The 12690-nt window shown below is 63.5% G+C and carries 10 protein-coding genes and 1 pseudogene; 8 read left to right on the forward strand and 3 right to left on the reverse strand.

The annotated features are described in order from the left end of the window. The first annotated feature begins 78 nt into the window (after positions 1-78). On the forward strand, positions 79-1881 hold the full coding sequence (locus tag R9B85_RS10190; protein WP_423771004.1) for an acyl-CoA dehydrogenase: 1803 nt from the start codon (positions 79-81) through the stop codon (positions 1879-1881). 19 nt (positions 1882-1900) lie between these two features. Here the strand turns inward: R9B85_RS10190 and R9B85_RS10195 are convergent, their stop codons facing one another. The 3 genes from R9B85_RS10195 to R9B85_RS10205 all read right to left on the reverse strand — a co-directional run bounded on the left by R9B85_RS10195 (position 1901) and on the right by R9B85_RS10205 (position 4159). Further along, the gene (locus R9B85_RS10195; protein ID WP_423771062.1) at positions 1901-2821 is read right to left on the reverse strand and encodes a DMT family transporter; all 921 of its coding nucleotides are present in this window, start codon (positions 2819-2821) and stop codon (positions 1901-1903) included. Between the two features lie 65 nt (positions 2822-2886). Continuing rightward, entirely contained in the window at positions 2887-3783 is an 897-nt protein-coding gene (locus R9B85_RS10200) for a 2OG-Fe(II) oxygenase (RefSeq protein ID WP_423771005.1), read from the reverse strand. A gap of 112 nt (positions 3784-3895) precedes the next feature. Then, positions 3896-4159 carry a DUF3077 domain-containing protein gene (locus R9B85_RS10205; RefSeq protein ID WP_112249399.1) on the reverse strand — a complete coding sequence of 88 codons (264 nt, stop codon included), beginning with the start codon at positions 4157-4159 and terminating at the stop codon, positions 3896-3898. A gap of 367 nt (positions 4160-4526) precedes the next feature. Here R9B85_RS10205 and R9B85_RS10210 point away from each other — a divergent pair, with 367 nt between their 5' ends. The 7 genes and pseudogenes from R9B85_RS10210 to R9B85_RS10240 all read left to right on the forward strand — a co-directional run bounded on the left by R9B85_RS10210 (position 4527) and on the right by R9B85_RS10240 (position 12612). Continuing rightward, on the forward strand, positions 4527-5402 hold the full coding sequence (locus tag R9B85_RS10210) for a LysR family transcriptional regulator (protein ID WP_207879548.1): 876 nt from the start codon (positions 4527-4529) through the stop codon (positions 5400-5402). Further along, positions 5390-5509 (forward strand): annotated as a pseudogene (locus R9B85_RS10215) (hypothetical protein); the annotation flags it as partial. The gene R9B85_RS10210 and the pseudogene R9B85_RS10215, both read left to right, overlap by 13 nt. A 32-nt stretch (positions 5510-5541) precedes the next feature. Continuing rightward, positions 5542-6984: a TldD/PmbA family protein gene (locus R9B85_RS10220; RefSeq protein ID WP_423771006.1), complete on the forward strand. Its 1443-nt coding sequence runs from the start codon at positions 5542-5544 to the stop codon at positions 6982-6984. Next, positions 6984-8303, forward strand: coding sequence for a TldD/PmbA family protein (locus R9B85_RS10225; RefSeq protein WP_423771007.1), 1320 nt, complete (start codon positions 6984-6986; stop codon positions 8301-8303). Before R9B85_RS10220 ends, R9B85_RS10225 begins: the two co-directional genes overlap by 1 nt. Positions 8304-8430: 127 nt before the next feature. Next, positions 8431-9858 (forward strand): multidrug transporter subunit MdtD, encoded by a 1428-nt coding sequence (gene mdtD, locus R9B85_RS10230; RefSeq protein WP_112249395.1) that lies wholly within the window; start codon positions 8431-8433, stop codon positions 9856-9858. 112 nt (positions 9859-9970) lie between these two features. Further along, positions 9971-11308, forward strand: a complete 1338-nt coding sequence (gene dbpA / locus R9B85_RS10235) for an ATP-dependent RNA helicase DbpA (protein ID WP_235874650.1) — start codon at positions 9971-9973, stop codon at positions 11306-11308. A gap of 122 nt (positions 11309-11430) precedes the next feature. Then, the gene (locus R9B85_RS10240) at positions 11431-12612 is read left to right on the forward strand and encodes an NAD(P)/FAD-dependent oxidoreductase (protein WP_207879536.1); all 1182 of its coding nucleotides are present in this window, start codon (positions 11431-11433) and stop codon (positions 12610-12612) included. The last annotated feature ends 78 nt before the right edge of the window (positions 12613-12690 follow it).

Consider the following 12690-nt stretch of genomic DNA (forward strand, 5'->3'; position numbering starts at 1 on the left):
TATCACTCAAACCTATTAACCTGTTCCCCACCCCACCACCCTCCTACACTCGCAGCATCCCGCCTCAGGACCGCGATCATGCCCGAGACCCTGCTCAGCCCCCGCAACCTCGCCTTCGAACTCTACGAAGTCCTCGACGCCGAGGCCCTGACCCAGCGCCCACGCTTCGCCGAGCACAGCCGCGAAACCTTTGATGCGGCGCTATCAACTGCCCGCACCATCGCCGAAAAGTTCTTCGCCCCGCACAACCGCAAGGCCGACGAAAACGAGCCGCGCTACGTGAACGGCCGCGCCGAGCTGATCCCCGAGGTGAAACCTGCTGTCGAGGCCTTCCTCGAAGCCGGCTTCCTCAACGCCAACCGCGACTTCGAGGTCGGCGGCATGCAGCTGCCCAGCCTGGTCTCGCAAGCCTGCTTCGCCCACTTCCAGGCCGCCAACGCCGGCACCACGGCCTACCCGTTCCTGACCATGGGCGCGGCCAACCTGATCGAGAGCTTCGGCAGCGATGAACAGAAACGCCTGTTCCTGCAGCCGATGATCGAAGGGCGCTACTTCGGCACGATGGCCCTGACCGAACCTCACGCCGGCTCGTCACTGGCCGATATTCGCACCCGCGCCGAACCTGCCGGTGACGGCAGCTACCGGCTCAAGGGCAACAAGATCTTCATCTCCGGCGGTGATCACGAGCTGTCGGAAAACATCGTGCACATGGTGCTGGCCAAGCTGCCCGATGCACCGCCCGGCGTGAAGGGCATCTCACTGTTTATCGTGCCCAAGTACCTGGTCAACGAAGATGGCAGCCGTGGCCCGCGCAACGATGTGCTGCTGGCCGGGTTGTTCCACAAGATGGGCTGGCGCGGTACCACCTCCACCGCGCTGAACTTCGGCGACAACGGCCGGTGCGTCGGCTACCTGGTCGGCCAGCCGCACCAGGGCCTGGCCTGCATGTTCCAGATGATGAACGAGGCACGCATCGGTGTCGGCATGGGCGCGGTGATGCTCGGCTACGCCGGCTACCTGTATTCGCTGGAATACGCCCGCCAGCGCCCGCAGGGCAGGCTGCCGGACAACAAGGACCCGCACAGCCCGGCAGTGCCGATCATCGAACACACTGATGTAAAACGCATGCTGCTGGCACAGAAGGCCTACGTGGAAGGCGCCTTCGACCTGGGCCTGTATGCCGCGCGCCTGTTCGACGACACCCAGACTGCCAGCGACGACAGCGCCCGCAAGCAGGCGCAGGAGCTGCTCGACCTGCTGACCCCGATCGTCAAGTCCTGGCCCTCGGCCTTCTGCCTCAAGGCCAATGAACTGGCGATCCAGATCCTCGGCGGCCACGGCTACACCCGCGAATACCCGGTGGAGCAGTACTACCGCGACAACCGCCTGAACCCGATCCACGAGGGTACCGAGGGTATCCAGTCGCTCGACCTGCTCGGCCGCAAACTGGCGCAGAACAATGGTGCCGGCCTCAAACAGCTGATCCGCCTGATCGCCGCCACCGGCGAAAGCGCCAGCCACCACCCGAATCTCGACCCACTGCGCCAGCCGCTGGAGCAACTGGTCAACCGCCTGCAAGGTGTGACCCTGACCTTGCTTGGCGACCTGGCCGAAGGCAAGGTCGCCGGTACCCTGGCCAACTCCGCCCTGTACCTCAAGGCCTTCGGCCACTGCGTGATCGGCTGGCGCTGGCTGGAGCAGGCGATTCATGCCGAGCTTGGCCTGCTCAAGGGCAACCCTGCCGACCGCGACTTCTACCTCGGCAAGCTACAGGCCGCGCGTTATTTCCTGACCTGGGAAGTACCGGGCTGCCATAATGAGCTGGCATTGCTCGGGGCGCGCGACGACACCTGCCTCGCCATGCAAGAGGAGTGGTTCTAGACAGCACCTGTGAAGTGAATCACTGAGTACACTTGGCGGGCGATGCCGAGCTGCGGGGGTTGCGAGCAATAGCGATTCCTGCAGCGACTACCGCAATGCCCAGGTAGGCTGCCCAATGAATCGCGTCGCCGAACATCAACGCAGCCCATAACAATGTCACTGGCGGTTCCAGATAAACCAGCGCCGACACGCGGGTCGCGGTCAGCTTGGTCAGCAATATCCACAGGCTCAAATAGGCGATGAACGTTGAGAACAGTGTCAGCCAGGCGACAGCCACCCAGGCCTGGGTGCTGGCAGGCACTTCGATCAAGCCCAACGGCAAGCCTGTAGCGGTGAGCAACACCAGCGTCGCGGTCGATTGCAGAAACAGTGGCATCAGCAAACCGTCCTTGCTGTGGTCTGTCTCCAGAACCGATTGCCGTCGCTGGTAAAGCGTGGCGATGGACAGCGTGATGGCAGCGATCAGCGGCAGAGCGTACAGCCAGAATTCAAGCCGGGCTGTCGACAGGCTGTACTCACCCAGAATGACTACGCTGACGCCCGCAAACCCAAGCACAAGCCCCAGCCACTCCTGCCGGCCACTGCGTTCACCGTGGTCCCTGCTGCTCATCGATGCCGTGATCAATGGCTGCAAGGCGCAAATGATGGCAGCAATACCCGCCGGCAGGCCGCCGCGGATGGCGATGTAAACGCTGACCAGGTAGGCAAACTGGGCCAGAAAACCGATCACGGCGTTGTAACGTATCTGCGCCCACGACAGTACACGCAGTCGGTGCAAGACAAAGGGCAACAGGCAGATGCAGACCAGCAAAAAGCGCCAGAACAGCAGGTTTATTGCACCAGCGTCCTCCGTGCCCAGCCGGGCGCCAATGAAGCCCGAACTCCAGGAAAGGACAAAAATGACTTGCAGCAGGATCAGGTATGGCGCACTGCTTGGCATATTCACGCCCCTATGTGATGCAATTCCTCGAACGTAATCGGCTGGATGCCTATACGTGCGTATTGTCAAGCAGCTGATCGGTGCAGGGCCCAGCGCAACCCCAACCAGTTGGGGATGGTCGCGGGAATGCCGTCGTCGGAGGCTAGGTGCCAGAAGCGGTTGGAGTCGTCACCGAAGTAAGGGCAATGGAAGGACAACACCAGTGACATGCGCCGCCCGCTGAGCACCGGGCGAACGCCGTGGAACAGGCGGCTGCCATAGATGAACAAGGCATCGCCGGGCTCGTCCAGGCGTGCGGTTTCGAAGGTGCGGTAATCCAGAGCATCAAAGGTATCGACAGTACCGTTGTGGAACAGGAACTCGCCACCGCTGTAATCGGCCGGCCCCGACAGCACGATGTTCAGCACATAATTGGTGCCGTCCGTATGCCAAATACCCAGTTGCTGCTGTTGCTCGACAGGCTTGGGGTAGTAGTAGTTGATCTGCGAGCGGGCATTGAGCATGGGGTAAGGCACGAGCGGCACGCCAGCGATGCGCGAGATGGCCAGCAGGAATGAGCGACTGCACATCATGTCGTTGATGAACGACGACAGCCCCGTCACCCCTCGTGTGCGCCGGGAAATGATCCAGTCGCTGTCGCCCGCCCCTTCCTCCAGGCGGGCGCAGATGTCTTGCAAGGCCGCGACGCCCTCGAGCGTGAACAACCGATGGACGACAGCGACCCCCGTGATGGCATCTACCGCAACTTTCGAGTGTGGGCTTTGGCTATAACCCAGTTCCCCCAGCGTTCGGGTGTCCGTGACGGTGGGCCCTTGTCGTCGAAGCAGATCATCCCGCCAGGCAACCTGCTCGCCCAGGCAGATCGACGAAGCTCGCGGCGTGCGCTTCAACGTTGACTTGAGCGCCAGCTTCACGCGGCCTACGCCGCGCTCGAACAGGGATAAGGTGTTGGAGTGGTTCATGATGCGTCTGTCCCTGTGGAGCCGCTACTGAAGGTACTCGCGACTTGATAGCGCACCGAGCCGTCCCCGCTGGCGGATTCCTGGGAGACTTCAGCGACCTGAAAACAATCCCTCACTGCTTCATCCCCAACTCAGCATCATCCATCAGCGCTTTGGCCATCGCACCCAGATAATGTGCAGCCCAGATCATCATCGGTTTCTCGTCCATCAGCCCGGTGATGGTCAATTCGCGCACATAGCCCATCAACTCCGAAGACTGCTCGCGGGCGTCCCTACATGGGATGCCCGCCTCGATACGGAACAATGGATGGGTGCCGTTCTCACCCTGGTAGAAGGTGGTCTTGCCAACGGTGAACTGGGTGTCTTCTGTTGTCATTGTTCAATCCCCTGATAATTCTCAATTGCCTGGGTGGGCCCTTTCGCGGCGGTTCGACGCCTCGACAAGCCCGCTCCAAAGGCCACTGCAGGCCATGGCATGTGATGACCGTTGTAGGAGCGGGTTTACCCGCGAAGAGGCCCACCCAGACAACACATCACTCAAACCTCAGTGCAAAGTCCGAAACTCATTAGGCATCTGCACCTGAATCAATGCCGACTCCTGCATGACCTGATGCTCATTCGTATCATTCCATTGCACTTCCGAGTGACAACCGTGCTGCAACCACACAGTAAGAGGGGGTATAAAGCCTGTACAGTTGATTAAATCGAAGCGCTGGTTCGATCCGGCTAAATCAGGTGGTTCAATGGGGAAAGGCCTCGACATCAACGTACTCAGAACCTTCCAGGCAGTAGCCCGGCTGGGCCGCTTCAAGGATGCCGCCGACTATGTCCATCGCAGCCCGTCGGCGGTGACGACGCAAATACAGAAGCTGGAGGAACAGATCGGGCAACAGCTGTTTGCTCGCAGCAACCAGTCCGTAGAACTGACCCCGGCGGGTCGACACCTGCTGGTTGAGGCGACACGTTTTCTGATGGCCCATGACAGGCTGCTGGCTACGTTGTCGCCCCAGCAGATGACCGGCAAGGTCCGCCTTGGGGTACCAGACGGATATGCAGCCAGCCTCATGAGCGATTTCCTGCCAGTTTTCGTAGCCAGTAATCCGAAGCTGGAACTGGAGGCCATAGCGCGGTCCAGCGCAGAGCTCGTCGACCTTTTTGCACGACAGCGCCTGGACTTGGCAGTGGCGGTCAGCAGCGAAGTATGGGAACAAGGGGAGTGGCTTCGCTCGACCAGGCCTCGTTGGGCCGCAGCCCCAGGGTTCCACCACGACCCTGACCTTCCTTTGCCACTGGCCCTGCAGTTGAAGGGCTGCCCGTACCGAGAGGCGGCATTGCAGGCATTGAAGACGCATGGCATTGCGTACCGCATCCTGCTGGAAAGCGCCAACTGGCATGCGGTACTAGCCTGCATGAGGAGCGGCCTGGCAGTCGGTATTGTCGAGGGGCTGGACAGTGGTGATACATCACTTGCGTACGTGGAAGGCATGGGCTTCCCCGCGCTCGCCGAGCATCACGTCTACCTGCTCACGGACACCACTCACCATGTTGCGTCGCATCTGAACGAAATGTTGAAGGCCACCATCCGCAAGGATGGACCTGCAACACCGGGCCCTTGCTGACCGCACTTTATTTCCTGACCTGGGAAGTACCTGGCTGCCATAATGAGCTGGCATTGCTCGAGGCGCGCGACGACACTTGCCTCACCATGCAGGACGAGTGGTTCTAAGGGGGAGCCACCGTGTACACGGAGGCTTCCACATGTTCGATACCAGCGCCCTGCTGCGCCAGCGCTTTGCCGCGCTGCGCAGTACGGCCGAGTTGTTTTCCCTGCGCCATGTGAAACAGTCGCACCAGGCGCTGTCGGTTCGCCGCAACGTCGCGGAACCACCCTTCTTCAGCCAGGACGAGGGCGCCATGCTCACCGTGCGGGTGAATGGCGTGGAAGCCTATGCCGCCACCGCCGACCTGTCCCAGGCCGGCCTGCAGCGTGCCCTGGAGCACGCCGAGGCACTGGCCCGGCAGATCGCCCGGTACAACCTGCTGGACCTGCGCGAGCAACCGGTGACCAGCGCACGCCACGACCACATTTCGCCCAACTTCGACCAACCCGTGCCCAACCTCGCCGACTGCCTTGGCCTGCTCGCTGCCGAATCGGCCAGCGTGCCCAAGGACAGCCGCCTGGTGGACTGGCAGGCCAGCCTGGGCCTGAGCCTGGTCGAGCAGACCTACCTGAACTCGGCCGGCGCCGAGCTGCGCCACGCCCAGCGCTTCCTGTTCCCGGGCCTGGGCGTGACCGCCAGCGATGGCCAGGACAGCCAGAGCCGCAGCCTGGGCCGCGACAACTTCGGCCAGCAGGGCGGCTTCGAGATCATCGAGCGCTGTGGCCTGGTCGGCGCTGCCCGCCGGGTGGCCGACGAGGCGCTGCAGCTGCTGCTGGCACCGAATACCCCCAGCGGCCCGCGCGACCTGCTGTTGATGCCGGACCAGATGATGCTGCAGATTCACGAATCCATCGGCCACCCGCTGGAGATGGACCGCATTCTCGGCGACGAGCGCAACTACGCCGGCACCAGCTTCGTCAAGGCCGGTGACTTCGGCCACCTGCAGTACGGCTCCCCGCTACTCAACGTGACCTTCGACCCGACCATAGGCGAAGAGCTGGCCAGCTACAGCTTCGATGATGACGGCACCCCGGCCAGCAAGCAGTTCCTGATCCGCGATGGCCTGCTGCTGCGCCCGCTGGGTGGTGCGCTGTCGCAGTTCCGCTCCGGCCTCGACGGCGTGGCCAACAGCCGCGCCTGCGGCTGGAACCGTGCGCCGATCGACCGCATGGCCAACCTCAACATCGAGCTGGGCGACCAGAGCCTGGATCAGCTGGTGAAGGGCATCGAGCACGGCATCCTGATGCGCACCAACCGTTCCTGGTCCATCGACGATGCGCGCAACAAGTTCCAGTTCGGCTGTGAATGGGGGCAGTTGATCGAAAACGGCGAGCTCAAGGGCATCGTCAAGAACCCCAACTACCGCGGCATCTCCGCGCAGTTCTGGCGCAACCTGGCGGCGGTCGGCGACAGCAGTACCTTCCAGGTGCTGGGCACGCCCAACTGCGGCAAGGGCGAACCCAACCAGGTGGTGCGGGTCGGCCACGCCTCGCCGGCCTGCGTGTTCCGCCAGATCGACGTATTCGGAGGAGACGCCTGATGAAACACGCTTTCGAAACCCTGGTCGGGGATGTGCGCAAAGCTCTGCAGGCGGGCGAACAGTTCACCCTGGGCTACAGCGCCGAACAGTCGCAATTCGTGCGTTTCAACCATGCCAAGGTCCGCCAGGCCGGCACCGTGAACCAGGCCGGGGTGCAACTGCGGCTGATCCGCGATGGCCGCCAGGCAGAGCAACAGGTGACCTTGAGTGGTGACACGCAACTGGATAGCCAGCGCCTGTTCACGGCCTTGGAGCAACTGCGCCAGACCTTGCCTCTGCTGGCGGTTGATCCGTACCTTCGCCTGGACGAAAGCGCCTGGCACAGCCACAGCCAGCAGGAGCAGCCGCTGCCCGAACTGAGCGATGTGCTGACGCTGCTCGAGCGCGAAGCCGGCGACCTGGACCTTGTCGGCATCTACGCCGCCGGCCCCATCTGCCGGGGCTTCGCCAGCTCGTTCGGGGCCTTCGGCTGGCACCAGGCCAACAGCTTCAACTTCGACTGGAGCCTGTTCCACGAAAACGGCGAGGCGGTGAAGGCCAATTATGCCGGGCAAGTGTGGAGCGCCGACGACTTCACCGCACGCCTGCGCCAGGCGCGGGAACAGCTGGGTTTCCTTGGCCGCCCTGCCGTCACGCTGAAACCTGGCAGCTACCGTGCCTACCTGGCCCCGGCGGCCATGGACGAAATAGCCGGCATGCTGTGCTGGGGCGGCTTTTCCGCACAGGCCCTGGCCACTGGCAACAGCGCCCTGCAGCGCCTGTACAACGGCGATGCGCGGCTGAGCCGGCTGGTGAGTTTCACCGAACAGGTCAGCGGCTCGCTGAGCCCGGCGTTTTCCGATGAAGGCTCGCCGCGCCTGGATGTGCCATTGATCCAGCAAGGCGAGGCCCGGCAGCGATTGATCAGTGCGCGCAGTGCCGCCGAGTTCGAGCTGCTGGCCAATGGCGCCGATAGTTACGAGTCGCCGTGTGCGCTCAGCCTGGCAGCAGGTAGCCTGCCCAGCGAGCAGATCCTGGAGCGTCTTGGTACCGGGCTGTACATCAGCAACCTGTGGTACCTGAACTATTCCGACCTGCCGGCAGCACGCATGACCGGGCTGACCCGCTTCGCCACCTTCTGGGTGGAGGATGGGCAGATCCAGGGCCCGGTGAGCACCATGCGCTTCGATGACAGCCTGTACAGTTTGCTCGGCAGCCAGCTGGAAGACCTGACCCAGGAGCGCGAGATGATTCTGTCGACCAGTACCTATGGACAGCGCAGTACCGGGTCGAGTCATTTGCCGGGGGCACTGGTCAAAGGGTTGACCCTGACATTGTGATTGGACTCGCCGGCCCTTTCGCGGCTAAAGCCGCTCCCACAGGATCTCCACTGCCCTTGAATGTGGTGACATCCCTGTGGGAGCGGGTTCACCCGCGAAGAGGCCGGTACAGACAAACGAGGAAGTCATGCCCGAACGCACCCCGCTGGACCCCGTCACCGCCCGCTGGATCCCCTGGGTGGTGGCCATCGCCTTCTTCATGCAGTCCCTTGACGGCACCATCCTCAACACTGCGCTGCCGGCCATGGCCCGCTCGCTGGCCGAAGACCCGCTGCGCATGCAGGGCGTGATCATTGCCTACATGCTCACCGTGGCCCTGCTGATCCCCGCCTCGGGCTGGATCGCCGACCGCTTCGGCACCAAGCGCATCTTCTTCAGCGCCATCCTGCTGTTCAGCTTCGGCTCGCTGCTGTGCGCCGCCGCCAACAGCCTCGGTTTCTTGATCTTCGCCCGCGTCGTACAGGGCCTGGGCGGGGCGCTGATGCTGCCAGTCGGGCGGCTGGTGGTCCTGCGTGCCTACCCGCGCACCGAGCTGGTGCGCATCATGAGCTTCATCACCATCCCCGGCCTGCTCGGGCCACTACTGGGCCCTACGGTTGGCGGCTGGCTGGTGGAAATTCTGAGCTGGCACTGGATCTTCCTGCTCAACCTGCCGGTCGGCCTGATCGGCTGCTACGCCGTGTGGAAGTTCATCCCCGACCTGCGCGGTGCCGAGCGCACCACGTTCGATGGCCCCGGGTTCCTGCTGTTTGGTGCAGCGATGGTATTGATCACCATCGCCATGGAAGGCCTGGGCGAACTGCACCTGCCGCACTTGCGGGTGATGTTGCTGCTGTTCGCCGGCATGGCCTGCCTGGCGGCCTACTGGCTGCGCGCCGGGCGCGACCCAGAGCCGCTGTTCTCGCCCAGCCTGTTCCGCGTACGCACCTTTGCCATCGGTATTCTCGGCAACCTGTTCGCCCGCCTGGGTAGCGGCGCCTTGCCGTTCCTGGTGCCGTTGCTGCTGCAAGTGGCGCTGGGCTACTCGCCGGCCCAGGCCGGCATGAGCATGATCCCGCTGGCGGCTGCGGCGATGCTGGCCAAGTCCATTGCCCGGCCACTGATCGAACGCTTTGGCTACCGCATCATCCTCACCGGCAACACCCTGCTGCTGGGCCTTCTGCTGGCCAGCCTGGGGCTGGTGGACGAGCAGACGCCCTATTGGCTGTTGCTGGTACAACTCGGTCTACTGGGCGCGGTGAACTCCATGCAGTTCACCGCGATGAACACGGTGACCCTGATCGACCTCGACGACGCCAGCGCCAGCAGCGGCAACAGCCTGCTATCAGTGGTCGCGCAGCTGGCCCTGAGCCTGGGCGTGGCGTGTGCGGGTGCATTGCTCGGCGGCTTTACCGCAGCCGGCAGCGCCGACGGCGTGGAAACCACCTTGGGCGCATTCCAGCTGACCTTCGTCACCATCGGTGTGATGGCCATGCTGGCCGCGGCGATCTTCCTGCAGCTGTCGCCGACAGACGGAAGGCGTGCCCGTCGTCCGGAACAACACATGGAGTCGTAGGGCGAATGGCCACGAGGCTGGTAGACTGTGCGGCATTTTTCGCTTCGCACCGCAGGCCCGCCTCGTGACCACCGAATCCACCGCCTTTGCCACCTTGCCGCTGTCCACTGCCATGCTGGCCAACCTGGACGCCCTCGGCTATGCCTCGATGACGCCGATCCAGGCCCAGAGCCTGCCGGTCATCCTCAAGGGGCAGGACCTGATCGCCCAGGCCAAGACCGGCAGCGGCAAGACCGCCGCCTTCGGCATCGGCCTGCTCAACCCGATCAACCCACGCTACTTCGGCTGCCAGGCGCTGGTGCTCTGCCCCACCCGCGAGCTCGCCGACCAAGTGGCCAAGGAGCTGCGCCGCCTGGCCCGCGCCGAGGACAACATCAAGATCCTGACCCTGTGCGGCGGCGTTTCGCTGGGCCCACAGATCGCTTCGCTGGAGCACGGCGCGCACATCATCGTCGGCACCCCGGGGCGCATCCAGCAGCACCTGGACAAGGGCACCCTGGTGCTCGACGGGCTGAACACCCTGGTGCTGGACGAAGCAGACCGCATGCTCGACATGGGCTTCTTCGATGCCATCGCCAGCATCATCGGCAAGACCCCGTCGCGCCGCCAGACCCTGCTGTTTTCGGCCACCTACCCGGCCGGCATCAAGCAACTGGCCGCCGACTTCATGCGCAACCCGCAACAGGTCAAGGTCGAGAGCCTGCATGCCGACAACCAGATCGAGCAGCGCTTCATCGAGATCGACCCGCAACAGCGTCTCGAGGCCGTCACCCGCGTGCTCGGCCACTACCGCCCGCAGTCCTGCGTGGCGTTCTGCTTCACCAAGCAGCAGTGCGAGGATGTGGTCGCCCACCTGACCGCCAAGGGCATCGTTGCCCAGGCCCTGCACGGCGATCTGGAGCAGCGCGACCGCGACCAGGTGCTGACCATGTTCGCCAACCGCAGCAGCTCGGTGCTGGTAGCCACCGACGTGGCGGCGCGCGGCCTGGACATCGATGGCCTGGACATGGTCATCAATGTCGAGCTGGCGCGTGATGCGGAAATTCATGTGCACCGTGTGGGCCGCACCGGCCGTGCCGGGGAGAAAGGCATTGCGGTCAGCCTGGTGGCGCCAGCCGAAGGCCACCGTGCCCAGGCCATCGAACAACTGCAGAAGAGCCCACTGCGCTGGGATCAGCTGGACAGCTTGAAGAGCAAAGGTGGCGAGCCGCTGCTGCCGGTGATGAGTACCCTGTGCATCGCTGCCGGGCGCAAGGACAAGCTGCGCCCGGGCGACATCCTCGGGGCGCTGACCGGTGATGCCGGGATCCCGGGCAAGCAGGTGGGCAAGATTGCGATCTTCGACTTCCAGGCGTTCGTGGCCGTCGAGCGGGCGCTGGCCAAGCAGGCCATGCAGCGGCTGAACAGCGGCAAGATCAAGGGCCGCTCCCTGAAAGTCCGCATTATCTAAAGCCATGCAAGGTCCCTGTGGGAGCGGGTTTACCCGCGAATGCGATAGTGGGCTCACTGCCGCCTTCGCAGGTGAACCCGCTCCCACAGGGTTCTGTGTTTCTTTCTTATAAGGTTTACACCGTGCACTCCACCGACGTGATCATCCTCGGCGCCGGCGCCGCCGGCCTGATGTGCGCCCAGCTCAGCGCCCGCCGTGGCCGCCGGGTATTGGTGCTCGACCACGCCAACAAACCGGGCAAGAAGATCCTCATGTCCGGCGGCGGCCGCTGCAACTTCACCAACATGTATACCGAGCCGGGCAACTTCCTCTCGCAGAACGCACACTTCTGCAAGTCGGCCCTGGCCCGCTACACCCAATGGGACTTCATCGAGTTGGTATGCAAGCATGGCGTGGCATACCACGAGAAGAAGCTCGGCCAGCTGTTCTGCGACAACAAGGCCAGTGACATCCTCGACATGCTGCTGGCCGAGTGCGATGAGGCCGGCGCCGAGATCCGCATGCACACCAGCATCGAGCAGATCGAGAAGACCGAAGGCGGCTATCTGCTGCAGACCAGCGGCGGCCAGTTCACCTGCCAATCGCTGGTGATCGCCACCGGCGGCCTGTCGATCCCGACCCTGGGTGCCACCGGCTTCGGCTACCAGGTGGCCCGCCAGTTTGGCCACACCCTGCTGCCAACACGCGCCGGGCTGGTGCCGTTCACCATCACCGAGCCCCAACTGAAGGCACTGTGCACCGAGCTTTCGGGCACCTCGCTGGATTGCACCGCCAGCTGCAACGGCACCAGCTTCCGCGAGAACCTGCTGTTTACCCACCGCGGCCTCAGCGGCCCGGCGATTTTGCAGATCTCCTCGTTCTGGGAAGCCGGTGACACCGTCGAGATCAATCTGTTGCCTGACCGTGATGCGCTGACCTGGCTGCAACAGATGCAGGCCGAGCGCGCCAACGCCGAACTGAAGACAGTGCTGGGCGAAGTGTTTACCCGCAAGCTGGCCAACCTGTTGGCGGAGCAGTGGTTCGAGTCCAGACCGATGAAGCAGTACACCCCGGCGGAACTGTCACAGATCGCCGAGAAACTGTCGAACTGGCAGGTTGTACCGGCCGGCACCGAGGGTTACCGCACTGCCGAAGTGACCCTTGGCGGCGTGGATACCCGCGAGGTGTCGTCCAAGACCATGGAATCGCTGAAGAGCCCCGGGTTGTATTTCATTGGCGAGGTACTGGATGTGACCGGCCACCTGGGCGGTTTCAATTTCCAGTGGGCCTGGGCATCGGCCAACGCCGCAGCGCAGTTCGTGTAGAGTAGAATCCATTCAGCAGCACGGAACGCTTCTTGCTGGCCCGTGCTTGAGCGCCGGTAAAGCAGTGGGGCTGCCGTG

This window comes from Pseudomonas sp. NLJ1 (assembly GCF_049486705.1).
GTDB lineage: Bacteria > Pseudomonadota > Gammaproteobacteria > Pseudomonadales > Pseudomonadaceae > Aquipseudomonas > Aquipseudomonas inefficax.

Coding starts and splice junctions, on each gene's coding strand:
- R9B85_RS10190 (WP_423771004.1), top strand. CDS start 79: ATGCCCGAGACCCTGCTCAGCCCCCGCAACCTCGCCTTCGAACTCTAC.
- R9B85_RS10195 (WP_423771062.1), bottom strand. CDS start 2,821: ATGCCAAGCAGTGCGCCATACCTGATCCTGCTGCAAGTCATTTTTGTC.
- R9B85_RS10200 (WP_423771005.1), bottom strand. CDS start 3,783: ATGAACCACTCCAACACCTTATCCCTGTTCGAGCGCGGCGTAGGCCGC.
- R9B85_RS10205 (WP_112249399.1), bottom strand. CDS start 4,159: ATGACAACAGAAGACACCCAGTTCACCGTTGGCAAGACCACCTTCTAC.
- R9B85_RS10210 (WP_207879548.1), top strand. CDS start 4,527: ATGGGGAAAGGCCTCGACATCAACGTACTCAGAACCTTCCAGGCAGTA.
- R9B85_RS10220 (WP_423771006.1), top strand. CDS start 5,542: ATGTTCGATACCAGCGCCCTGCTGCGCCAGCGCTTTGCCGCGCTGCGC.
- R9B85_RS10225 (WP_423771007.1), top strand. CDS start 6,984: ATGAAACACGCTTTCGAAACCCTGGTCGGGGATGTGCGCAAAGCTCTG.
- mdtD (WP_112249395.1), top strand. CDS start 8,431: ATGCCCGAACGCACCCCGCTGGACCCCGTCACCGCCCGCTGGATCCCC.
- dbpA (WP_235874650.1), top strand. CDS start 9,971: ATGCTGGCCAACCTGGACGCCCTCGGCTATGCCTCGATGACGCCGATC.